Genomic DNA, 21,437 nt, shown 5'->3' on the forward strand with positions numbered 1-21,437 from the left:
CTCTCTTTTAGCCAAATACTTGATGATATAACTTCCGACCTTCTGCTATATTGTGGACGCCATGAATGAGTAATCGACCATTGCCGAACAACACCATGCGATGATCAAATACGTTCAACTCAACAAAATAAGGCGTTCTTTTTACCCTTGCCGCTAATCGTTGGCCAGCTTTTTCAGCATCGTCTAATGTAATCGGACGGTTCGCATCAGGTAAAATTTGCACAGCATCACGACCACATAAAACGGCGTAAGAACTAGCGGCTGTCTCGTTGAGTGACGGGAATACCGCATCTTCTCCACAAGTTTTGCAGTTGGGGTCTTTAATACGCGAAATGCCAATATCTAATTGGCTATTGTCCCACAAATTGAAGTGGTGAATTTTTTTACGCATAGCACCACGGTTGCCACTCAACCACTTTAAGGCTTCTGTGCATTGCAAGGCAGCTGTTACTTGAACAGCTGGCGAGATAATACCGACTGTATCACATGTTTCATTGATGGCTGGAAGAACGGGTATTAAACAACGGAAACATGAGCTTTCTTTCGGCACAAAAGGAAACACAACTCCTGAACTGCCGACGCATGCACCGTATATCCAAGGCACATCGTATTTTACAGAAGCATCATTGATCAACAACCGCGTTTCAAAATTATCCGTCGCATCCAAAATCAAATCACTAACGGCTGCTAACTTTTCCATACCTGTCGCATCGAGATGTTCTAAATACGTGAATAACTGCAAATCGCTGCGGATGGCTTTTAGTCTCTGCTCAGCTGCCGCCACTTTTGGCATCATTTGACGTGCATCTTCTTCTGTGAATAATTGCTGTCGCTGCAAGTTTGAGGCTTCTACATAATCACGATCTACTAAGTGAATCGTTCCAACACCTGCTCTCGTCAATGTTTCTGCAATCGCTGACCCTAAAGCTCCGCAACCCACAATGGTAACGGTCGCACGTGATAAGTGTTGTTGGCCCGACTCCCCAAGCGGTTTGAATAAGACTTGCCTTGAATAACGTTCATCCACTGTGATTCCCACCTTCTGGCCGTTTAATCGTTCTAACGGTTTTTATCATTCTAAACTTGTTCCTATTTTCAGCGTACAGTTTCTTCGGTCATCTGTCCTTTTTCAATTCTCATCATGCGATCTGCTAGTTTTTCAGCATCCGCAATTCGGTGAGTCACAAAAATAATGGGAATTTGCCACTGTTCGTGAATTCGCAGCAATTCACTTTGACAGCGATCGCGATTGGCATCATCCAGTGCTGAAAAAGGCTCATCTAATAATAAAATATCGGGCTGAGCGGCTAATGAACGAGTCAAGGCAACACGTTGCTTTTCACCGCCTGAAATTTGGTGTGGATATTTGCCTAACAAACCCTTTATGCCAAGAATTTTCGTTAATTCAGTTATATGCGCAATATCACTCTTTTTTGGCACCGCGTAAAGAATGTTTTGTTCTACAGTCAAATGCGGAAATAACGCGTAATCTTGAAACAAATAACCTACTTTTCGACTTTGTATCTTTAAAGGTTTATGCTCTTCTTTATAAAATGTTCGACCATTCAATGAAATTTCACCAGCATCTGGATGGACGATACCGGCGATGCAGTTTAATAATGTCGTCTTGCCAGAACCAGAAGAACCCACCAATGCTAAGATTTCTTTATCCAATTCGAATTGCATCGTTAACCGAAAATGATCTAATTGTTTTTGAAAATCCACTTGAAGCATGTGCTCATTCCCTTCCAATCCTCATGACCGTCTTTTTACGCCAATAATTAACCCATGTAATGGCAGCTACTCCAAGCGAAGAAACGATCAATACCCAAAACAAAGCTTTTTCCATATCCCCTGCTTCATAAGCAAAGTAAATAGCCAGTGGAATCGTTTCCGTCACCCCTGGAATATAGCCAGCAATCATTAAGGTAGCACCAAACTCACCGATGCCACGTGCAAAAGCCAAGATTAATCCTGCCAAGATCCCCGACCAAGCGAGTGGAAATGTTATTGTCCTAAAAATTCGCCATTCGGATACACCCATAGTTCGTGCTACATTTTCCCAGCGTGGGTCTATTTTTTCAAAAGCAGCCATTACACTTTGATACATAAGCGGCAACGATACAACAAACGACGCAATCGCCGCACCCATCCATGTAAACACTACGCGAAAGCCAAACCACTGTTCAAGGACTATACCGAGTGGTCCATTTACGCCAAATAACACAATCAACCCGAAACCAATTACGGTCGGTGGCAATACTAAAGGCAATAGGATCAAAGCTTCAAGAAAACTTTTGCCAAAAAACTCCCGTCTCTTCATTAAGCGAGCTAGCGCAAGGCTTACGATAAACACAAAAAAAGTTGAAATAACAGCGACTTTGAGCGATAGCCATAGCGGTGACAAATCATAAGCCATCATGGCGTTTCCTCAGCTACTGGCATAAATCCATATTCTTCAAAGATCGCTTGTCCTTTAGAACTAGTGACAAACTCTAAAAAAGCAGCTGCTTCAATCTTTTTTTCTGAATCCGCAACCACTGCTCCCGGATAGATAATAGAATCCTTCTGCCCTGGAACTTCTAGTGTTCCGACAATTTCCCGGGAAATAACAGCATCTGAAGAGTAAATAATACCGAGGTCTACATTCCCGCTTTCCACGTATGTCACGACTTGACGAGCATCTTTTGCATAAATAAAACGGCCATCAAGCGTTTGCCATAAATTTTCGTTTTCTAATGCTTTCTTTGAATAGGCACCGAGTGGAACACTATCCGGCTCGCCAATCGCAATCTCTTTTTCTGTATTAGAAACGAGGTCTTTAAACTCAGCAGTTACTGGAAACTCTTGTAATGAAGCTAAAACAAGTTGATTTTCAGCAAACGTCTTTATACTATCTGTGTTTATTAATTGTTGAGATTCGAGTAATTCCATATCTTTTTCACTCGCTGATAAAAACAAATCTGCCGGCGCACCTTGTTCGATTTGGCTTCTCAATTTACTAGAAGAGCCATAATTGAACGTTAGCTTAATATCCGGTTCTACTTCTTGAAACTGTTGCTCCATTTCTTTCATCACTTCAGTCAAACTAGACGCTGCTGAAACTAACAATTCTTCTTTTTTCGCAGAAGTATTGCTACAACCGCTCATTAATAAAACCAAACTGATCATACCCATCATTTTTTTCATTTAAAAGACTCCTCATACTTAAAAGTAGAGCTCAGCTATTTTAGTGAAGCTTCTGTGTACTTACAGTATAACGTCCGTAGAAGAGAAGCTGAATCATTTTCCGAACAATCTTTAGAAAGGACACAACCCCCGCTCTTTTTGGAGATATTTAGGTTAGAATAGAGGGTGAGAATAGTATATATATTGGAGGAGTTGCAATGAAGTTTGGCATTATCGGTACAAATTGGATAACTGATCGGTTTATTAAAGCGGCAAACGAACATACAGAATTCTCTATTGGCGCCGTGTACTCCCGGAAATTAGAAACTGGTAGAGCCTTTGCAGAAAAGTATAGCGTCAAAAACATTTATACAGATATGAGCGAAATGTTTAGCAGTGGCGAAATTGAAGCTGTTTACATTGCTTCACCTAACTCTCTGCATGCCGAGCAAAGCATACTGGCGATGAAGCATGGCATTCATGTTCTTTGCGAAAAGCCTGCGGTGACGTCAATTGAAGAAATGGACCAAATTATTGAGGCTTCAAAAACGTACAAAACGACTTACATGGAAGCGATGAAATCGACATTAGTTCCTTCTTTTTTAAACTTGAAGAAAAATATCGATAAAATTGCACCAATTCGTCGCTTTGTGTTTCATTACAATCAATATTCTTCGCGTTATGACAAGTACAAAGATGGCATTGTAGAAAATGCCTTTAAACCTGAACTTGGCAATGGATCTAAAATGGATTTAGGCGTTTATTGCATCGCGCCAATTATTCATTTAGTGGGTGCGCCGGAATCTGCGATTAAAAATCAATTTTTATTGTCAACAGGTGCTGATGGGCAAGGCAGCATGATTTTAAGTTACCCAACTATGGAAGCGATTATTATGTATTCGAAGATAAGCGATTCTTTTATGCCGAGCGAAATTCAAGGGGAGAATGGCAGAATCGAAATTGACCGCATCAGCGATCCCAAAAACATCACGATTACCTATAGAGACGGTCAAACTGAAGATTTATCGGTAGCGCATGACTTTGACTCGATGTATTACGAGTTAGCCGAATTTATCAGCTGCGTGAAAAACAAACAGTTAGAATCAGCGATCAATACACATGCTATTTCTCGTGAAGTGACGAAGTTGTTGACGTAGAGTGTAGTTTCCAAAGAAGAAAGCGCTACAGGCGAGCCCATTGTTTTGCTCTATATCTACTAAAGTGTAAAGTTAGTTTTTAAAAACCGTGGATTTTAGTAAATAATAAAGGATGTGCCCATTATGATAAATGGAATTATTTTCGACTTTGACGGATTGATTTTTGATACAGAAACGCATCAGTATCAACTTCTTCAAGAAATGTTTGCTGAGTATAATAGCGAATTGCCACTAGGCATGTGGCAAAATGAAGTGGGTACAGATGGTTCGTTTTCACCGTTTCATTATATGGAGCAGCAAATTGGCAAGCCCGTGGAACACGAGTTGCTCAATAAACAATACAAAGAACGCTTTCTTTCCGTGTTGTCTAAAGAAAAACCACGCGAAGGTGTCGTAGAGTATTTGGAAACGGCAAAAGAAATGGATTTGAAAATTGGGTTAGCATCGAGTTCTAGTTATCATTGGGTTTCAAGTCATTTAAAGCGCCTAGATTTGTATGATTACTTTCAGTGCATCCGAACGTCGGACCATGTTGAAAAAGTAAAGCCCGACCCTGCTTTGTATTTACAAGCGGCCGAGCATTTGGATTTAGCACCTAAAACATGCCTTGTTTTTGAAGATTCGGCTCATGGTGCCACAGCGGCAAAACGGGCGGGTATGAGTTGTGTGGTGGTGCCAAACCAAATCACAAGCACAATGGAATTTGGACACGCCGACCACCGATTGGATTCGATGGCTGATATGCCGTTAAAAGATCTTCTAAGTGTGGTATCGACTATAAAAGTAAATCAGTACTAATCGAAAAGAAGGTTCGAGCACAGTGCTCGAACCTTCTTTTTATTTTCATTAGCGGCTGCCAGTGTTCATCACACAATCCTTTTGTGCACCGTGCATGAAAGCCACTTGTGGTAAGTTTTTCGCTCTCCTTCATGGCTTATTGCGTTGCTAAAAATCCTACGGGCATAATAAATAGTACAAGGGAAACTGATTTCAATATATTTCCACTTGTTCATTTTATCCATAAAAAAAGACTTTCCTTATGATCGGAAAGTCGAATGATAAAAGCTTATTGCATATTTATGCTATTTTTTTGGCTCGTTCTGCTATTGTGCCTTCTTTACCGGATACAATACCGGCAAGTAAGATAATAATCGATATAAACATTAAGAATAACAGTGGCAATGTCCAACCACCACCGATATCGTACAAAACGCCCGCAAAAACAGGACCAACCGCCGCTAACATATAACCAAATGATTGAGCCATTCCTGACAACTCTACTGCTTCTTTTCCATCTTTGGTTCTCAATGTAAAGAACACCATAGAAAGACTAAATCCACTTCCCCCAGCAATTCCAAGCAAAACTGCCCATAACGGCACAAGCATCGCATTGCCAAAAAGTAATCCGGAAAAACCAGTCATGAACAGTAAGGCGGTTCCAATAGCGAACCCAACTTGGTTTTTTAGTTTTTCAGCAATGACCGGTACGACAAACGTAGTCGGAATAATTGCCGCCTGCATTAAAAAGACCATCCAACCAGCAGAACTTGCATCATACCCGATTGTGCTCAATATATCTGGCATCCAAGCGATTAGCGTATAAAAAACTAACGACTGTCCGCCCATGAAAAGAGTGACACTCCAAGCAAGTGGTGAGCGCCACAACTTGGTTTTTTGTTTTGGTTGTACAGATGCTCTTGGTACCACCTCTTGTTGCTTGCGTAACTGAGGGAGCCAAATGATTAAGGCAACAACGGCAAGCAATCCCCAAATCCCAAGCGCTCCTTGCCACCCCATATTGCCGATACCAGAAATGGGGACACTTAAACCAGAACCTAACGCACCAAATATATTCATAAAGACTGCGTATATCCCCGTCATGACTCCGATTCGATATGGGAAATTCATTTTAATAATTCCCGGAATCAAAACATTCCCAATAGAAATCGCCAATCCAATTAGAAGTGTTCCTGTAAATAAGAAACCAATTCCCGTTATAGACCTTATGGCAATCCCGATAATAAGAAATACCATGGAAAGGGCGATGGTCCATTGCATGCCGATACGGTTAGCGATTTTCGGTGCAAATGGAGAAAGCACAGCAAAAGCAATCAAAGGCAATGTTGTAACCAACCCAGCGACCGCATTGCTTATGGCAAGATCTTCACGGATAAACGACATGAGTGTGCCTACTGACGTGATCGGTACGCGCAAATTTGCTCCAATCAACACAATACCAATCAGCAATAACCAGCTAGCTTTTTCAGTATTGTTTATTTCTTTTTGTCTCTTCATACAGATCCTCCAACAGCTTACTTATCTATTCTTTCAAGCTATTTATATCGTTTTTGACGTGCGATTTTATACTTTTTATCTTTTCAAGAAATTGTAGAATGATTTAGCACCTTGGATATTGTAGCGTTAAAAAACAAAATTGTATATCGGTATAATATATTCTAATAAATCAAACTAGCATGACATGTCGGTAGATTACATTTTATATGCGGCACTATAATTTTCAAAAACCATAAAAAAATCCCTCCTTTTAATAAGGAGGGATGGCTTCTAATTTACTTTTTTAACGACTGTATGTGCATAAAAGTCATGTGGATATTTTTCACCTTTGTAACGATCATAGCGTGCTCGATCTTTTGCGTATATGATGGCACCAATCGTATCTCGGTACACGATGCGTTTGAAAATTTGTTCAGAACTTAGCTTTCCACCGACTTCGTCTTTTAACGCAATGCCTGTCATTTTCTGTCCAGCTGTTTGCCCCCTCATTCGTAGCTGCCCAAACTCGAGTCCAAGGAAAAAGAGATGCGGAAAAACCATCCCATAAAAAAATGGGCTTTTTATGTTCTTTTTCACTAACGGTTCTACCATAAATGACAAAGTTGTAGCAATCACCGAATCAATTAACAATGCTTTGGCGCGTTTTTTCGTCAATTCATACATAGCCTTCATCCTTTCATTAACAACAGCAAACTAAAAACTAGTCCAACAAAAATCGTCTCAGTCCAGTCATACCAGTATCGTGCTTTGTCTCTGTGGAGCAACCACTCTTCAAGTCCAGTTACAAATGTTTGTAAAACGAAGAAACCTGCCAAAGGACTGATTAGAATAGCTACAGAAAGTTCTGTAGCATCTAGTTCTGCAATCAAATACATACACGCGTAAATAAAACCTACGAAAATAATTCCTTGCACAATCAATACAAACCGATTTTTGTCTTCGTGGAAAATACTTCTCGAATCTCTTTTTATGCCACGCTTTTTCTTTAAATATCCGTTTGTAAAAAGAAAATAAGAAATGACAAGAACAAACAATCCAATATATATCATAACTTCCATATGCAAGCACTCCTTTGACTGTTAAAATTCTACAAAAGAAGCGCGTTTACCTTTTATTTATTTTCTTACTTGACTGGGGGCATCTACATTGAATACAGATATAGATTCACTTGTTATTTTTCTCATTGCTTTTGGCATACCGATTGGCATGATGGCACGGGCCTACTTTAAGATGAATGAGACGGACCAACAGTCGGTAAAATCCGATTTTACTTCACGCAGTTTCCTATTGAGCATAGGATCTGTTGCTTTAGGGAATTTTCTTATTGAATTTAGTGACACCTTTTCTACCCCTCCCCTACGATTAGTCGGTTTTGTTTTGGTGGTTATAGGTGTCATTGGCTCGGTTATCGTTACTTGGAAATCCAGTAAAGTCAGAAGTTTACTCATTGTCGTCGCATTTTCAGTTTTAACTTACTTCCAGCTAAGCTAACCCACCCACTCGTTTGTGTAAGTCTATTTTAGGGAATGAGAAACTTAATAACTCGGCTTCAAAAGGAGTGATAGCGGTGATTTTCTTAACGATTTGGCTTCTACTCATGGGCTATGCTGTTTTTTTAGCCCCTGGAGGCGAAACAGATCCGATTTTGACAAGCATATTCAGTGGCGACCTCGGTGCGATCGATCCACTCGTGCTTGCTGTTTTTAATTCACTGGGTTTGTTTCCAATGATGTTTGTAACGATCTTATTGTTAAACGACCGACTAAAATGGCCAGCATGGCCGTTTGCCCTACTTTCTTTTGGCATTGGTGCTTTTGCGCTTCTTCCCTATTTTGCGTTCGGCATTCTACAGGCCGACAGAGGACTACGAACACCAGAGTGGCTCTTTCGCTTTCTCAGTTCGAAATTTTGGCTCCTCGTATTAATGCTATTTTGGGTCATCAATACACTGACCTTGTTTCAAGGATTTTCGCTAGCTGCTTATCAAGAAGCTTTCTTCGCTTCAGGTCTTGTTTCCGTCATGACCGTCGATTGGTTTGTGCTTTGGGGCTTATCGGTTTATACCGTATATCATTTTTATCCACAAGCTAAACATAAGTCTCTTGCTTGGATTCCAATTTCAGGACCTATTCTCGTACTCTATCTAAATAAAAAAGCCGTTACGCTAAAATCAGCGTAACGGCTTTTTTTTTTGATTACTGAGCTGTTAATCCACCATCGATGATGAATTCTGAACCTGTAGAATAGCTTGCATCATCAGAAGCTAAGAACAAGACCATGTTCGAAACTTCTTCAGATTCTGCAAGACGTTTCATTGGGATTGATTTAGAGAATGCTTCAACAGCTGCTTTTGTATCTTCTTGAACAACCATTGGAGTTGCAATAACGCCTGGGTGTACAGAGTTTACACGGATGCCATAGTTTGCACATTCAAGTGCTGCTGCTTTTGTCATGCCACGAACTGCGAATTTCGTATCCGTGTAACCGATTGCGCCACCAACGATACCGTTCATCGAAGAAATGTTGACGATTGAACCGCCACCCACTTTTTGCATTGCTGGAATGACTGTTTTCATGCCAAGGAATACAGAAACTTGGTTAATGTCTACGATGCGACGGTATTCTTCTTCCGTCATTTTTAAAATTGATTTAGCCATCGTGATACCCGCATTGTTCACTAATACGTCTACTTGACCAAATGCTTTTTCAGTTTCAGCTACAACTGTTTCCCAGTCTTCAGCGCTTGTTACGTTTTGTTTCACAAATAATGCGTTGTCTCCAAGCTCTTTTGCTAACGCGCTTCCTTTTTCTTCGTTTAAATCTGTGATGACCACTTTCGCGCCTTCATCTACAAATTTTTTCGCGTGCGCCGCACCCATACCTTGTGCTGCTCCTGTTATAATTGCTACTTTACCTTCTAAACGTGCCATGTATTATTCCTCCTGAGGGTTAACGTGAATTTGAAATACTTTTAAACTACAATTGTAAGTTAACAAATAACTCGTCATGTTGTCCACTAAAAAGATTTAGTGTCATACTTAATATATAGTCCTGTTCACTTTCCATACACTTATAGGAGGAAAACAATATGCCTAACACCGAAGATCGTCGGATTCTCCGAACTCAAAAAATGCTAAAAAGTGCGTTACTACAACTATTAAATGAAAAAGAACTGTCGCAATTGACCATTACAGAAGTTGCCAATCAGGCTGGATGTAACCGCGTCACGTTTTATTCACATTACAAAGATTTAAACGAATTGCTTGCAGCGATCGTTGAAGATTACTTGGATGGTCTCGCCGGCTATTTCCGCAAAAGCTTCCAAGGACTAGAGCGCTTTTCTTCGACAGACATTCAACGACAGTTGCCGATATTTGAATACATTTATCAGCACCAGTCGATTTTCAAATTGATTATCACAGGAGAAATACTTCCTGGCTCACAAAACAAATTTTGCGAAGCTCTAGTGCAAGTAGCCGCAACCGAATTGCGCCTAGAGGAAGAAAGTGAATTGGAAATTCCAACACTCAATTACTTTATGACTTATGGAACATTAGGGTTCTTTCTCTATTGGATCAAGCAAGACTTTAAAGATTCTCCAGAAGTAATGGCGGCCAAACTATCCAAGCTTCATGGCAAAATGTATGACGGATCGGTTGTATTAGATAAATAACTTCTTATTTTTAACTAGTAAAAGTATCTGATTTTCACGAAGATGAAGTATAGGAGGATATCTACTTATTCCATATTCTTAAAAAGGCATTCCCTCCTAAGGGAATGCCTCAACATATAGACAAAAGAGGTATTGGGAATAATTTTCTCCAATACCTCTTCTTATTGCCTCCTTTATTTATAGAAAACCTGGATAGTATTTGATCCATCTATTTATTATAGACTCTAGCGTTGGCGCGTCCGCGGGGTAGACGAAGCAAGAAGACAGGTGTGTTCCTGGCTTCTTGCGGGAGTCATCCCCAGAGTGGCCAACGCGGTTTTCTGACTTTGAAACCTGCAAAAGTGAGCTTTGTTTTAAGTTGCTGCAACTATGAGAATGATCATAATTGCGAGTGCCCCAAGTGTAGAGTTAATGAGAGACAGTTGATATTTCCGCGAACCTTTTAAGTACTTCCACTCCAAATAAATTTGCACGCTATTTCCTATGACGAGGATCACTATTAACCAGAAGAAAAATGATTCTAACGAAGCATGTAGATTAAACCATAAAACGATAATTGCCACGATTAGTAACCAATTATTCCACCGCTCAAATTTCTTCACTGGAATCCCCGCTTGCTCTTCTTGGTCAATGCCAAAACGCTTTTTCAAAAACTTGTTTAATAAAGAAAAACCAATAATTACGATTAACCATATGAAAAAGACAAATTCCATTTGCCTCACCTCCTAAAACCTTTTTCTATTGGTTGTTAACAACCCAACGGATTAAAAAGCTTGCTACTAAATAATTTGTACATAGATGACTACATAAATCGCGATCATCCATATTGCTAAAAACGCAAAATCAACGAACGATAACACGTACTTTCGCGATCCTTTTAAGTATTTCCACTCCAGGAAAATTTGTACAGTGTTCCCTACTACGAAAACTGCTGTTGCTGAAATTAAAAGTACACTCAGTGAGTTATAGAAAACAAGTATCAATACAATTATTATTGATACAGATATCCCCGAATTCCAAAACTCAAATTTTTTGACGCGAACGCCTGCTTTTTCTTCTTTATCAATTCCAAGCTTTTTCTTTATAAGGTTTCGTAATACTGCGTAGCCAATAATCGCAAAGAACCAAAATATCAATAATTGTTCCATTTTCCACACCTCCAAAACCTTTATCTATTCTACGAAGCAATTGGGGAAAAGTTACGTTTTCTTGCTAAGATACCTCTCAATCAACATGCAAAATTCAAAAAAACATCTATCTACTAACTGTTTTCTTGAATATGTGGATGAATTCACGTTTAAACGGGGATAACTTTATCGTTTCGTCATTCTTTCAACTTTATCCACATGTGGATAAACATTTCTTTTCCGTTCATTAGAGGAAGTAAACGGATGGGCTGGTGTGAAAACTTTAATATACGGGTATTTTATAGTTAACAAATTACGGGTGTATTGGAGGGTCTAAAACAGCTTGATCAGAAAGAGGTGTTGACGATGGAGCATGATAAAAACAAACGGGCATTAAGCCAGGCAGCTTCTTGGTTTGTGAAATGGGTATTAAACAACAAAGCGGTATCTGTACTGATTATTGTTTTATTGATTTTGCTGAATTTATTGCTGTTACCTAAGGTCAGCTTTGTTTTTCAGCCTTTTGTTGCCTTTTTTGACGTCATGGGATTGCCGCTTATTATGGCGGGTGTTTTTTATTATTTGCTAAACCCACTCATTGACTGGATGGAGACTAAAAATATTCCGCGAACCGCCAGTATCTCCATTGTTTTTATTGTGATTGCTGGATTACTGGCGTGGGGCATTGCGACATTGATCCCAATTATTCGGGAACAACTGATGGGCTTGATCGATAATTGGCAAGACTATATGAATACCTTTATCTCTCAAGTCGATAATTTTTTCCAAAATGATTTGTTGTCACGATTGCAAACGCAATTAATGGGAAGTACAGAACCGCTATCCACATCAATCACCGGGCAAACAGAAAACGTCGTCGGTTCTACCGTCACTGGATTGGGCAGTGTTTTTGGTGTGCTATCCACAACTTTACTCGCTTTAATCACAACACCTTTTATCTTATTCTATTTGCTAAAAGATGGTCATCATCTGCCTTATCATATGATGAAACTTGTTCCGTCAAAAATGCGTGAAAATAGCTATTTGTTGCTACGCGAGATGAACTTACAAATTAGCCAATACATTCGCGGGCAACTTCTCGTCGCCTTTTTCGTAGGATTAATGTTTTGGATTGGCTTTAGCATCATTGGACTGAAATACGCGTTAACACTCGGTATTCTGGCAGGTGCGTTAAACTTAATCCCATTTTTAGGTTCTTTTATTGCCTTTATCCCCATTGTAATTATCGCGATTGTTGTGCATTCGCCCATTATGTTAGCTAAAGTGCTCGTTGTTTTTTTTATCGAACAAACCTTGGAGGGTCGTGTTTTTCAACCACTGATTCTCGGTAGTAATTTACAAATTCACCCGATCACCATTATTGCCGTCTTACTGACCGCAGGCAACCTGTTTGGTATTCCGGGCGTTATTCTCGGCATACCTGCTTATGCCGTCATCAAAGTGGTGCTAGTCCATTTATTTAGCTGGTATCAGCGCTATACCGGATTGTATGATGATCCATCTAATCCAGCACCAAAACCACCTGTCTCTGAAAAGAAAAAGAAAAAACAATTGAGCTTGAAAAAGAAACTACGTTAAAAAAGCCACCGAATCCCATGATTCAGTGGCTCCTTACTAGTCAATTAAAATCCGATTGAATAATCGTGCCTAATAATTTCTTTAACGCCATTTGGTCACTATCTGACAAGTCTTGAAGAACCGTTTGGTTTAATCTTTCAGTCGTCTCTTCAACCTCTTTTTGAATGGCTATTGATTTTGACGTTGGTACAACTAAAATATTGCGTCGATTTTCAGGATCGATCGATCGTTCGATAAAGCCTGCTTTTTGCATTTTATCCAAGATTCCAGATACTGTCGAAGCTTCTAGGCGCATCATTCCGCCAATTTGCTTTGGAGACAATTCACCTTTACTCCATAAACAATTCAGTACACCATACTGGGCTGGTGTTAAATTATGTTCTTCTAAAAGTACGCTAAAGTATTTAAAGACCTTATTTTGACTAACACTTAATAAGTAATTGATACATTCTTTAATATCCATAAAATCTCCTCCATATTGACATCATCTATCTTAACATGTTAGGTTTTGTATTCAAACAGTTTTGTCGCAGAACTATTTTGTGATAAAAGATACTGAAAGGGGCTAATCACGTGAAGTCATTTAACGCCGTTAGAGTAAAAGAACATGAAGACCAAATTATTTATGGTTCAGAAGAGATCAATTTAGACCAACTTTCTGAAGGCGACGTTTTGATCAAAGTTGCTTATTCTTCGATTAATTACAAAGACATGCTTGCAGTTCAGAAAAATACAGGTGTCATCCGCAATTACCCAATGATTCCTGGCATCGATTTGAGCGGTACTGTCGTTTCTTCAACAGACGCTCGCTTTAGCGAAGGACAACAAGTGATCGTCACAGGATTTGCGATGGGCATGAGCCATACTGGTGGATTTTCTGAATATGCACGTGTGCCTGCAGAATGGATTGTCCCGTTACCTAAAAACTTGAGCTTAAAAGACGCAATGGTTTTCGGAACTGCTGGATTCACAGCAGCACTTTCAATCCATGCATTAGAACAAAACGGCATGGACTTAGCGAAAAACCCTGAAATTTTAGTAACCGGCTCAACAGGCGGTGTTGGCAGTATCGCATTGCAGATTTTATCCAAAATGGGCTTCCAAAACATTTCAGCTTTAGTGCGAAAAGAACACCAAGAAGAAGTCGCAAAATCACTTGGCGCCACAAACGTTGTTTTTGCAGAGGACTTAGGTGAATTGCAAAAGCCTTTAAACAAAACACGTTTTGATTATGTATTAGATACGGTTGGCGGTGACATTGCTTCCGTATTGATCCCGCAAATTTCATACGGTGGCAGCATGAGTATGTGCGGAAACGCCGGTGGTCTTCAAATCACAACGACGGTCTTGCCGTTTATCCTACGAGGCACAAACTTACTTGGAATCGACTCTGTCAACGTACCAATCGAAAACCGAGGCGCGATTTGGGACAAAATGGCCGACGATTGGAACATTACACAAACGACTTTAGTAAACGAAATTACGCTCAGTGAACTGACCGAAACGATTGATGCCATTAAAAACGGGCAACATTTGGGAAGAACGATTGTGAAGTTATAAGATTTTCTAGTCTTACCAGAAAGAGATATTCTGTCTAAAAATTTTTAATAAGTCATGGTTTTCCGAAGCTTACCGTTCGCTTTCCGCGGGCTCGCGTTCAAGCCTCCTCAGTCACTTTGTTCCTTGCGGGGTCTCGACCGTCTCGCTAATCCGCAGGAGTCGAACGGACACTTCTCCAAACCATTTGGTGAAGGCTTTCTCCCCTAACATGTAGTTTGCCTTAACCAATCAAATAACTTTTCAAAACCTAAAAAGCGGAAAAGCTCATGTGAGCTTTTCCGCTTTTGTTCACTTTATTTATTATTAGCTGCTTTCCAATCATGTGCACCCCGTACCCAGCCACCAATGACCGCCCCCATCGCCATCATCGGTGAATCAAATTCGGTATCTTCCATTAATAAAAGTTGGTGTTGAAACGGTACCAGTAATTTGTCGAGCACTAAGTTTTCTCGCAGCTTTATATACTTTTTCGGACATTTCGGCGAAGTCGATGCCGCAAACTTAGAACCTCTCTGCACAACGAATTGATTCTTTCGGTAAAACCCGGTCGCATCCGCTCCGCGTTTTGACGTGATGAAAAACAAATCAGGTGCTCTTTCAAGTGGTGCATGCAATTGCAGCATACCTGATTCAAATGGATCGATAATTTGTTCCAGACCCGTTTTGTTATCCACCTCTAGAAATTGATATAGTTCGCCTTCTTGTGGGTGTTGAACTTTCTTTACGTAGTATTCTTTCATTCTCTCTTCCTCCTCTATAGTAAGTTTCGATTCCTTACAATAGAAATAGAGAAACAATTAAGAAATGGCTACACGATCTCAAATCATTCTTCACTCGTAATATAATGGTACAACTTGCTATTTACCGCATTTTGCAAAGCTAAATGCATATGAACGACTGGAATTTCTTTAGCGTTTTTATCTTTCATTAACGCTTGCTCGATATTTTCTTTATCTGGCAAGGCTTGACCTAAATAATAAAAGTCTCCACCTTCATCGTCATCTTTTTTGATGAACAAGTGAAGGTCAATATTGTTTTCAGCAGCGTCGATGATTGTTTTTACTTCTCCAGATGCTAATGTACGATTGCTTCTTGTCGACCACTTGAAAATTTCTGGACTGACAAACCCTTCTGTATAAGCAACACTCGATTCGACCTCGTCAGCTTTATGATATGTTACAAAAATTGGACACGACCCATGCTTTGTTTTATATCCGTAAATGGTAGAACTTTCATCACTCGCCCAATTTAATAACCGACAAGCATCTTTACGCGTGTACTTTTTATAAAGTGTTAATGGACGGTCGCATTCATAGTTTTTACTTAGCTCTTTCCCACTTACAACTAAGTCCGTAAACATCGCTCTGAAGCTAGAATTCTTTTTTAAACTTTCTTGAATGTCTCTATTAAAATGAATATCCATTTCTCCGAAAACCACAAGTGGTTTATCCCCATATTTTTTTTGCGGACCTTGATTGAAAAAGCGCAAATCCAAAACTCGTTGTACAGAAGCTAAAGTTGTAGCGTCAACCGTACAGTTATGCGATGTTACGTATTCGACATACGCTTCCATCGTGGTTTGACCTTTCTCCAATAATAACTCTAGCAATAAAATTTCATGAAGTCGTTTGCCGTTTAAGATCTCTAATGACAGCATTGTCAGCACTTGCTCTTCATAAACCGTTACAAGCGGATCTACTTCTTTTAGCTTTAATAAAAACTGATGATAGGTCGTGTACTTTTGAACAATGACCAACGGATCAATTGAATTATGATAGATAAAATCTTGAAGTTGCGGAATGTGGCCGATTCTATTTTTTAATTCGATATAAGCATCACGAAGAATTTTCATATCACTTAAATTACTTTTTTTAATCGCTGAAAATACTCGGTTTTTCGCGATTTCTTCAAAATTTACAGTAGAAATCCCTTTAATATAACTCGTATCTTTCATGCGACGACGAATATTATCTTTATTTTGCGAGCGCTCTCCTGACAAAGCTACTGGAATCAGGTAATTGTTTTTATAATTCCCGATAAAATCAATGATTGTCACAAATTCTTTAGAGCCATGCTTACGCAACCCACGACCAAGCTGTTGAATAAAAATAATGCTCGACTGCGTTTGTCTTAACATCACAACTTGGTTAACACTCGGTATATCAATTCCTTCGTTGAAAATATCGACCGTTAAAATATAATCCAGTACACCATTTTCCAATCGACCAACTTGTAAAACTCGTTCTTCTTGCGAATCTTGACCGGTTAATGCGACTGTCTTTAAGCCGCGCCGATTCAATTCTTCAGAAAGCTTAATCGCCTCATCTTTTCGACTGCAAAACATTAACCCTCTCACTTTTTCACCCGAGTGACCGTAATAATGAATTTTTTGCATGATGTGGTCGACTCGTTCTGTTGTGACGAGTTTTGAAAAGACAGTCGCTTCGTCAATGACACCTTCTTCATACTCCACATCAGTTACCCCAAAATAATGAAACGGACAAAGCATGTCTTCTTCCAATGCTTCTTGCAAACGAATCTCATACGCTACGTTATAGTCGAATAGCTCATATATATTAAAATCATCCGTTCGCTCTGGTGTTGCCGTCATGCCCATTAAAAACTGAGGCTGAAAATGCTCAATCACTTTTTGGTAGGATTTCGCTCCCGCTTTATGTACTTCATCAATTAAAATATAATCAAAAGCTTTTGGATCTAATTGCTTGAGTGTTTCTTCCTTCGAAATCGTTTGGATCGTAGCAAACAAATAACGCGCATCGGTCTCTCTTAAATTCCCTGAAAGAATACCAAAATCAGATTCCACGCCACCCAATATTCGAATAAAGTCAGATTTTGCTTTTTGAAGAATTTGTTCTCGGTGCACGATAAACAACATGCGCTTTGGCGCAAAGCTCCGCACGTCAAAGGCTGATAAATATGTTTTCCCAGTACCCGTTGCTGAAATCACCAGGCCTTTATCATTTCCTGATTCGCGTACTGCCTGAATTTCTCGAAGAGCTGCTTTTTGCATTTTATTTGGTTCAACAGTAACTGCTAGCTCTAGTGGGTTTTCGATATAAACTTCCGGGAACTCCGCTACATTTTTTAGCTCTTTCCGATACTCCACTGGAACATACGACTGTTCATAAGTTTCAATCCATTGATCTGTTAAAGATTGTGCATTCTCCCAAACTTCTTCGAACTGTCGATAGAAATGCGAAACCAATTCGCCATTTTCATGAGAACTCAATTTGACATTCCACTCATAATTCACTTTTAATGCTTGTGCCGTTAAATTAGAACTTCCGACGATTAAAGTTTGATGTGTTTCATGAGAAAAAATATATCCTTTTGAATGAAATCCTTTCATGCTCGATAAACGGACTTCGATGTTATTGATTTTCAAGAGTTCCTTAAAGACTTTCGGCTGATTAAAGTTTAAAAAAGTTGAAGTTAAAATTCTTCCTTTAATTCCTTTTCGTTCAAGATCCGATAAATGGGTTTTTAACGTCGCTAACCCACTCTCAGTTACAAAAGCAACAGAAAAGAGAAACGATTGGCAACCATCCAACTCCTCAGTAATCGAGTTCAGCACCGTTTCATTTGTTTTTGTATTATTGATGAGCAAAGTCGGTTTAAAACGTTCGCCACTCGGTTTTGCTTGATCGATAAAACCTTTGTATAGTGAGTCCTCTAAATTCTGAAGAAAATTCATCTCTGTCCCTCGCCTCTCTTAGCCAGCGTACTTACTTCTGAGCTTGATAAGTCTTTTTTAACTTCTCGATTGCCGGTATATCAGCGGGTGCCCAGTCTAATTTTTCTAAGTCATGGGCTTCTAGCCATTTAATTGCAATATGTTCAGTTAAAACAGGAGTGCCTTCAACTAAATGACAATAGAAAGTCGTCAAATGAACAATACCAAAATCGTATTCGTACACAGTATGTTCGACTTGTTCACCGATCTCTACGCGACAATGCATTTCTTCTTGAATCTCTCTCTGCAATGCTTGTTGTGGCGTTTCAGTTTCTTCTATTTTCCCACCTGGAAATTCCCAAAGACCCGGCAAACTTTTTTCCATTCCGCGTTGCGCACATAAAATTTTGGCGCCATCTGTGATGACCGCTCCCACTACGTGTATGTTCTTTTTCATTTATTTTCACCTTTCCTCTTTAAATATTATTGTTACTATTTCATTTTCAAGGTTCTCTTATTGATCTATATTCTAACATTAAATTCTTATCATCTATCTCTCAGTTTTGTACACAATGCCGAATCTATAGAAGCATGCTAAAATGTCACTATATTCAACAATTCCTATTACAAGTTGTCCAATCCAGGAAATTCATTTTTTCAGATAGGAGAAGATCAAATGATCAACTTACAAAATTCCACACCCGAAGAAATCCGGCAGCTGATTCGAGAGGGCAATTTAGAAAGTCCCACTTCAGGGATGGCGAATGGCTTTCTACAAGCAAACTTAGTCATTCTTCCGAAAGATATGGCATTTGATTTTCTGCTATTTTGTCAGCGCAATCCCAAATCTTGTCCGTTAATAGATGTGACAGAAGCCGGTTCATATACTCCTGTCCAATCTGCGCCTACAGCAGATATTAGAAGTGACATCCCGCTTTACCATGTTTACCGCGACGGAAAATTGACGGAAACTCTTAGTGATATAACCAAACTTTGGAATAGTGACATGGTGGCGTTTCTCATCGGCTGTAGTTTCACGTTCGAGGAAGCTTTAGTTAAAAATGGCATTCCAATTCGCCACAACGATGAAGGCTTAAATGTCCCAATGTATAAAACATCCATTCCAACCGTAAAAGCTGGAATATTTGAAGGACCCACTGTCGTCAGCATGCGCCCTGTTGCTGAACAAGATGTGGTTCGTGCTGTGCAAGTGACTAGTCGCTTCCCAACCGTGCATGGTGCACCGCTCCATATCGGCAATCCCGAATCGATTGGCATCACCAATTTAAATCAGCCTGACTACGGTGACCGTGTGACGATTAACGACGGCGAAGTGCCTCTTTTTTGGGCTTGCGGGGTCACGCCGCAAGCAATTGCTGCACATGTCAAACCGCCATTTATGATTACACATGCCCCAGGGCACATGTTTATTACGAATATTAAGACAGAAACAGTTGGGGTCCTATAAGTTCGGAAAAAACAAAAAGCACAGCCAAACGGGGGTCCGTTTTGGCTGTGCTTTTCATCTTTCTCGTTAAACTGTTTCAAGAACTTTTTTACACAAACTTTTCATCAAACTCTCCAACATATGAGGCGTTTGGACAAAGGCACTGTCGATATGAAGGCGTTCTGTGTATTGATGGGCATCTTTGCCGAACGGCCCCACATTTAAGACAGGAGCCTGCAGCGCTAGCATGTCAGCAAACGGGATGCTGTAAGTCTCTCCCCATACAGGCGTATTGCGTTCATAAGAACTCCACCCGTTTCCAGGATCTTTGTAATTTACATAACTCAAATCGCACAATCCGTTAAAGTAATGGATTTGGTCAACTTCGACGCCATTTTCTGCAGCAGCTCTTTTTACTGTTTCGACGCAGTCCATGATAAACGGATCTTCCGATGAATTGACTGCTGGGTAATATGGTGGCGCGAACAATAAGATCATCGCAGGTGCTAGTTCGTGACATTGAATCATCAATTTATCAGCAATGCGCAACGATTTTTCACGTTCGTCCCATTCTGGGTGCGCTAAAATTTCTTCTTTAATTTTTGAAACAAACCGAGTTCCGCGCTTTGCTTCTGCGTAGTCGAGTAATTGCTCATAACGCAACACTTGCACTTCCCCAATGCCTTCAATTTTCTCACGCTTGCACAATTCGGTATATGCCGTATTGCACATTGCCGCTGCTTGATTTGCCGTTTGTTCAAACAGCTCCATAATTTCTGCAGCATTGCGTTTCATTAAGAAAATATTGTACAAAGCGGTCGCCCGGTATGGCGTTTGAGTCGAATATTGCGTTTTTAAATCTTTTTGTTGAAGCGATACTGGCAGTGGCGTGCTTTCCCCAAGATCACTTTCACGGAATGCTGAGTTCCATTCCATTGCTTGTGCTAAAAACGATGCCATGTAATTGGCCGTCATGCCTTTTAACGGTTCACCGACATGCGTTTCTTTGCCGTAAAAAAGAGCCGCGGGCATAATTTTCCCGAGTGTTCCGGAGTAGATATAATGCTTTTCGTCCCCTGGCTTTTGTGAAAAGGCCGGTTCGCTATTAAAGAACATTTTATACGTTAAGCCACGCTCTTCACGCAGTTTTACTAATTGTTCTACCGCTGCTCGCATACCGGTCGAATTTACTTCTTCGTCCGGTACAGTCAACAGTACAAGATTAAGCGGCCATTGTTCATGACTCGCTTTTTCAATCAACGCCATATGGAGAGCCAGCCCCATCTTCATATCCATCGTGCCACGGCCGAATAAGTAACTGCCTGATTCGAGATCTGTGCGTGCTTCATCTGGCAGATCGTCTTTTCGCTCAAACAGCTTTTTCGTCAATTCTTCAGGACGAAACGCGAGTTTTTCCAGATCTCCATATTCCTCGGTTTGCACCGTATCAAAATGGCTAATGAGTACAATTGTATCCACCGCTTTCGGATGTTCATAAAGCGCCATCACCAAGTTTCGTCCAGGGTCTGCTTCGTGAAGTGCTAAATATTCCGGATGCGCCTTGAAATATTCGAGCTGTTTCAGCTTACCCTCCACTTTAAAAGGAAATTCCTTTTCTCCTTCTGTCAATGTCCGACTTTCCCAGCTGACTAACTCACACAATAGCGTCCGAAGATCGGCTGGCGTTCCCCATAATAATTTCTCCACTCGATATTCC

23 protein-coding genes are annotated in these 21,437 nt (G+C 40.1%); 8 read left to right on the forward strand and 15 right to left on the reverse strand.

Features of this window, described 5'->3' with window-relative positions; all coding sequences use genetic code 11:
- Nucleotides 1-7: 7 nt before the first annotated feature.
- The 4 genes from PLANO_RS14030 to modA form a co-directional block, all read right to left on the reverse strand.
- Nucleotides 8-1,027, reverse strand: a complete 1,020-nt coding sequence (locus PLANO_RS14030) for a ThiF family adenylyltransferase (protein ID WP_038705055.1) — start codon at nucleotides 1,025-1,027, stop codon at nucleotides 8-10.
- Between the two features lie 68 nt (nucleotides 1,028-1,095).
- Nucleotides 1,096-1,734, reverse strand: coding sequence for an ATP-binding cassette domain-containing protein (locus tag PLANO_RS14035; protein WP_038705056.1), 639 nt, complete (start codon nucleotides 1,732-1,734; stop codon nucleotides 1,096-1,098).
- A 4-nt stretch (nucleotides 1,735-1,738) separates the two neighbouring features.
- A complete protein-coding gene (modB, locus tag PLANO_RS14040; protein ID WP_038705057.1) occupies nucleotides 1,739-2,422 on the reverse strand; it encodes a molybdate ABC transporter permease subunit in 684 nt (227 codons plus the stop codon).
- Nucleotides 2,419-3,189 carry a molybdate ABC transporter substrate-binding protein gene (modA, locus tag PLANO_RS14045; RefSeq protein WP_038705058.1) on the reverse strand — a complete coding sequence of 257 codons (771 nt, stop codon included), beginning with the start codon at nucleotides 3,187-3,189 and terminating at the stop codon, nucleotides 2,419-2,421. The genes modB and modA overlap by 4 nt, the downstream gene beginning before the upstream one ends.
- Nucleotides 3,190-3,386: 197 nt before the next feature.
- On the opposite strand from modA, the gene PLANO_RS14050 reads away from it, so the two are divergent.
- Both PLANO_RS14050 and PLANO_RS14055 read left to right on the forward strand, forming a co-directional pair.
- Complete coding sequence (locus tag PLANO_RS14050) at nucleotides 3,387-4,325, forward strand: Gfo/Idh/MocA family protein (RefSeq protein ID WP_038705059.1); 939 nt, start codon at nucleotides 3,387-3,389, stop codon at nucleotides 4,323-4,325.
- A 123-nt stretch (nucleotides 4,326-4,448) separates the two neighbouring features.
- Nucleotides 4,449-5,123 carry an HAD family hydrolase gene (locus PLANO_RS14055; RefSeq protein WP_038705060.1) on the forward strand — a complete coding sequence of 225 codons (675 nt, stop codon included), beginning with the start codon at nucleotides 4,449-4,451 and terminating at the stop codon, nucleotides 5,121-5,123.
- 279 nt (nucleotides 5,124-5,402) lie between these two features.
- Here PLANO_RS14055 and PLANO_RS14060 read toward each other — a convergent pair whose 3' ends face one another.
- From PLANO_RS14060 to PLANO_RS14070, 3 genes are all read right to left on the reverse strand, one after another.
- Nucleotides 5,403-6,620 (reverse strand): CynX/NimT family MFS transporter, encoded by a 1,218-nt coding sequence (locus tag PLANO_RS14060; protein WP_052124331.1) that lies wholly within the window; start codon nucleotides 6,618-6,620, stop codon nucleotides 5,403-5,405.
- 270 nt (nucleotides 6,621-6,890) lie between these two features.
- Nucleotides 6,891-7,283, reverse strand: coding sequence for an RDD family protein (locus tag PLANO_RS14065; protein ID WP_038705061.1), 393 nt, complete (start codon nucleotides 7,281-7,283; stop codon nucleotides 6,891-6,893).
- 5 nt (nucleotides 7,284-7,288) lie between these two features.
- On the reverse strand, nucleotides 7,289-7,678 hold the full coding sequence (locus PLANO_RS14070) for a DUF4181 domain-containing protein (protein ID WP_038705062.1): 390 nt from the start codon (nucleotides 7,676-7,678) through the stop codon (nucleotides 7,289-7,291).
- A gap of 88 nt (nucleotides 7,679-7,766) precedes the next feature.
- Here PLANO_RS14070 and PLANO_RS14075 point away from each other — a divergent pair, with 88 nt between their 5' ends.
- Both PLANO_RS14075 and PLANO_RS14080 read left to right on the forward strand, forming a co-directional pair.
- Complete coding sequence (locus PLANO_RS14075) at nucleotides 7,767-8,111, forward strand: hypothetical protein (RefSeq protein ID WP_038705063.1); 345 nt, start codon at nucleotides 7,767-7,769, stop codon at nucleotides 8,109-8,111.
- 76 nt (nucleotides 8,112-8,187) lie between these two features.
- Nucleotides 8,188-8,799 carry a hypothetical protein gene (locus PLANO_RS14080; protein WP_038705064.1) on the forward strand — a complete coding sequence of 204 codons (612 nt, stop codon included), beginning with the start codon at nucleotides 8,188-8,190 and terminating at the stop codon, nucleotides 8,797-8,799.
- A gap of 16 nt (nucleotides 8,800-8,815) precedes the next feature.
- On the opposite strand, the gene PLANO_RS14085 is transcribed toward PLANO_RS14080, so the two are convergent.
- Entirely contained in the window at nucleotides 8,816-9,550 is a 735-nt protein-coding gene (locus tag PLANO_RS14085) for a glucose 1-dehydrogenase (RefSeq protein WP_038705065.1), read from the reverse strand.
- A 158-nt stretch (nucleotides 9,551-9,708) separates the two neighbouring features.
- Here PLANO_RS14085 and PLANO_RS14090 point away from each other — a divergent pair, with 158 nt between their 5' ends.
- Entirely contained in the window at nucleotides 9,709-10,293 is a 585-nt protein-coding gene (locus PLANO_RS14090; protein ID WP_038705066.1) for a TetR/AcrR family transcriptional regulator, read from the forward strand.
- Nucleotides 10,294-10,646: 353 nt separating this feature from the next.
- Here PLANO_RS14090 and PLANO_RS14095 read toward each other — a convergent pair whose 3' ends face one another.
- Together PLANO_RS14095 and PLANO_RS14100 are read right to left on the reverse strand one after the other, a co-directional pair.
- A complete protein-coding gene (locus tag PLANO_RS14095; protein ID WP_038705067.1) occupies nucleotides 10,647-11,006 on the reverse strand; it encodes a DUF4181 domain-containing protein in 360 nt (119 codons plus the stop codon).
- A 66-nt stretch (nucleotides 11,007-11,072) separates the two neighbouring features.
- Nucleotides 11,073-11,441 carry a DUF4181 domain-containing protein gene (locus tag PLANO_RS14100; RefSeq protein ID WP_038705068.1) on the reverse strand — a complete coding sequence of 123 codons (369 nt, stop codon included), beginning with the start codon at nucleotides 11,439-11,441 and terminating at the stop codon, nucleotides 11,073-11,075.
- A gap of 345 nt (nucleotides 11,442-11,786) precedes the next feature.
- Here PLANO_RS14100 and PLANO_RS14105 point away from each other — a divergent pair, with 345 nt between their 5' ends.
- On the forward strand, nucleotides 11,787-13,019 hold the full coding sequence (locus tag PLANO_RS14105; RefSeq protein WP_038705069.1) for an AI-2E family transporter: 1,233 nt from the start codon (nucleotides 11,787-11,789) through the stop codon (nucleotides 13,017-13,019).
- Nucleotides 13,020-13,059: 40 nt separating this feature from the next.
- Here the strand turns inward: PLANO_RS14105 and PLANO_RS14110 are convergent, their stop codons facing one another.
- Nucleotides 13,060-13,482, reverse strand: a complete 423-nt coding sequence (locus PLANO_RS14110) for a MarR family winged helix-turn-helix transcriptional regulator (RefSeq protein WP_038705070.1) — start codon at nucleotides 13,480-13,482, stop codon at nucleotides 13,060-13,062.
- Between the two features lie 110 nt (nucleotides 13,483-13,592).
- Here PLANO_RS14110 and PLANO_RS14115 point away from each other — a divergent pair, with 110 nt between their 5' ends.
- Nucleotides 13,593-14,579, forward strand: coding sequence for a YhdH/YhfP family quinone oxidoreductase (locus PLANO_RS14115; protein WP_038705071.1), 987 nt, complete (start codon nucleotides 13,593-13,595; stop codon nucleotides 14,577-14,579).
- Nucleotides 14,580-14,872: 293 nt separating this feature from the next.
- Here PLANO_RS14115 and PLANO_RS14120 read toward each other — a convergent pair whose 3' ends face one another.
- The 3 genes from PLANO_RS14120 to PLANO_RS14130 all read right to left on the reverse strand — a co-directional run bounded on the left by PLANO_RS14120 (nucleotide 14,873) and on the right by PLANO_RS14130 (nucleotide 18,730).
- On the reverse strand, nucleotides 14,873-15,319 hold the full coding sequence (locus PLANO_RS14120; protein ID WP_038705072.1) for a DUF4357 domain-containing protein: 447 nt from the start codon (nucleotides 15,317-15,319) through the stop codon (nucleotides 14,873-14,875).
- An 83-nt stretch (nucleotides 15,320-15,402) separates the two neighbouring features.
- On the reverse strand, nucleotides 15,403-18,294 hold the full coding sequence (locus tag PLANO_RS14125; RefSeq protein ID WP_038705073.1) for a DEAD/DEAH box helicase: 2,892 nt from the start codon (nucleotides 18,292-18,294) through the stop codon (nucleotides 15,403-15,405).
- Between the two features lie 31 nt (nucleotides 18,295-18,325).
- Complete coding sequence (locus tag PLANO_RS14130; RefSeq protein WP_038705074.1) at nucleotides 18,326-18,730, reverse strand: (deoxy)nucleoside triphosphate pyrophosphohydrolase; 405 nt, start codon at nucleotides 18,728-18,730, stop codon at nucleotides 18,326-18,328.
- Nucleotides 18,731-18,949: 219 nt separating this feature from the next.
- Between PLANO_RS14130 and PLANO_RS14135 the strand changes: the two genes are divergently transcribed.
- Entirely contained in the window at nucleotides 18,950-19,741 is a 792-nt protein-coding gene (locus PLANO_RS14135; protein ID WP_038705075.1) for a putative hydro-lyase, read from the forward strand.
- 66 nt (nucleotides 19,742-19,807) lie between these two features.
- Here the strand turns inward: PLANO_RS14135 and PLANO_RS14140 are convergent, their stop codons facing one another.
- On the reverse strand, nucleotides 19,808-21,427 hold the full coding sequence (locus PLANO_RS14140) for a M20/M25/M40 family metallo-hydrolase (protein WP_038705076.1): 1,620 nt from the start codon (nucleotides 21,425-21,427) through the stop codon (nucleotides 19,808-19,810).
- Nucleotides 21,428-21,437: the final 10 nt, after the last annotated feature.

This window comes from Planococcus sp. PAMC 21323 (genome assembly GCF_000785555.1).
GTDB lineage: Bacteria > Bacillota > Bacilli > Bacillales_A > Planococcaceae > Planococcus.

Coding starts and splice junctions, on each gene's coding strand:
- PLANO_RS14095 (WP_038705067.1), bottom strand. CDS start 11,006: ATGGAATTTGTCTTTTTCATATGGTTAATCGTAATTATTGGTTTTTCT.
- modA (WP_038705058.1), bottom strand. CDS start 3,189: ATGAAAAAAATGATGGGTATGATCAGTTTGGTTTTATTAATGAGCGGT.
- PLANO_RS14055 (WP_038705060.1), top strand. CDS start 4,449: ATGATAAATGGAATTATTTTCGACTTTGACGGATTGATTTTTGATACA.
- PLANO_RS14130 (WP_038705074.1), bottom strand. CDS start 18,730: ATGAAAAAGAACATACACGTAGTGGGAGCGGTCATCACAGATGGCGCC.
- PLANO_RS14100 (WP_038705068.1), bottom strand. CDS start 11,441: ATGGAACAATTATTGATATTTTGGTTCTTTGCGATTATTGGCTACGCA.
- PLANO_RS14120 (WP_038705072.1), bottom strand. CDS start 15,319: ATGAAAGAATACTACGTAAAGAAAGTTCAACACCCACAAGAAGGCGAA.
- modB (WP_038705057.1), bottom strand. CDS start 2,422: ATGATGGCTTATGATTTGTCACCGCTATGGCTATCGCTCAAAGTCGCT.
- PLANO_RS14105 (WP_038705069.1), top strand. CDS start 11,787: ATGGAGCATGATAAAAACAAACGGGCATTAAGCCAGGCAGCTTCTTGG.
- PLANO_RS14035 (WP_038705056.1), bottom strand. CDS start 1,734: ATGCTTCAAGTGGATTTTCAAAAACAATTAGATCATTTTCGGTTAACG.
- PLANO_RS14110 (WP_038705070.1), bottom strand. CDS start 13,482: ATGGATATTAAAGAATGTATCAATTACTTATTAAGTGTTAGTCAAAAT.
- PLANO_RS14065 (WP_038705061.1), bottom strand. CDS start 7,283: ATGTATGAATTGACGAAAAAACGCGCCAAAGCATTGTTAATTGATTCG.
- PLANO_RS14090 (WP_038705066.1), top strand. CDS start 9,709: ATGCCTAACACCGAAGATCGTCGGATTCTCCGAACTCAAAAAATGCTA.
- PLANO_RS14050 (WP_038705059.1), top strand. CDS start 3,387: ATGAAGTTTGGCATTATCGGTACAAATTGGATAACTGATCGGTTTATT.
- PLANO_RS14060 (WP_052124331.1), bottom strand. CDS start 6,620: ATGAAGAGACAAAAAGAAATAAACAATACTGAAAAAGCTAGCTGGTTA.
- PLANO_RS14125 (WP_038705073.1), bottom strand. CDS start 18,294: ATGAATTTTCTTCAGAATTTAGAGGACTCACTATACAAAGGTTTTATC.
- PLANO_RS14085 (WP_038705065.1), bottom strand. CDS start 9,550: ATGGCACGTTTAGAAGGTAAAGTAGCAATTATAACAGGAGCAGCACAA.
- PLANO_RS14070 (WP_038705062.1), bottom strand. CDS start 7,678: ATGGAAGTTATGATATATATTGGATTGTTTGTTCTTGTCATTTCTTAT.
- PLANO_RS14135 (WP_038705075.1), top strand. CDS start 18,950: ATGATCAACTTACAAAATTCCACACCCGAAGAAATCCGGCAGCTGATT.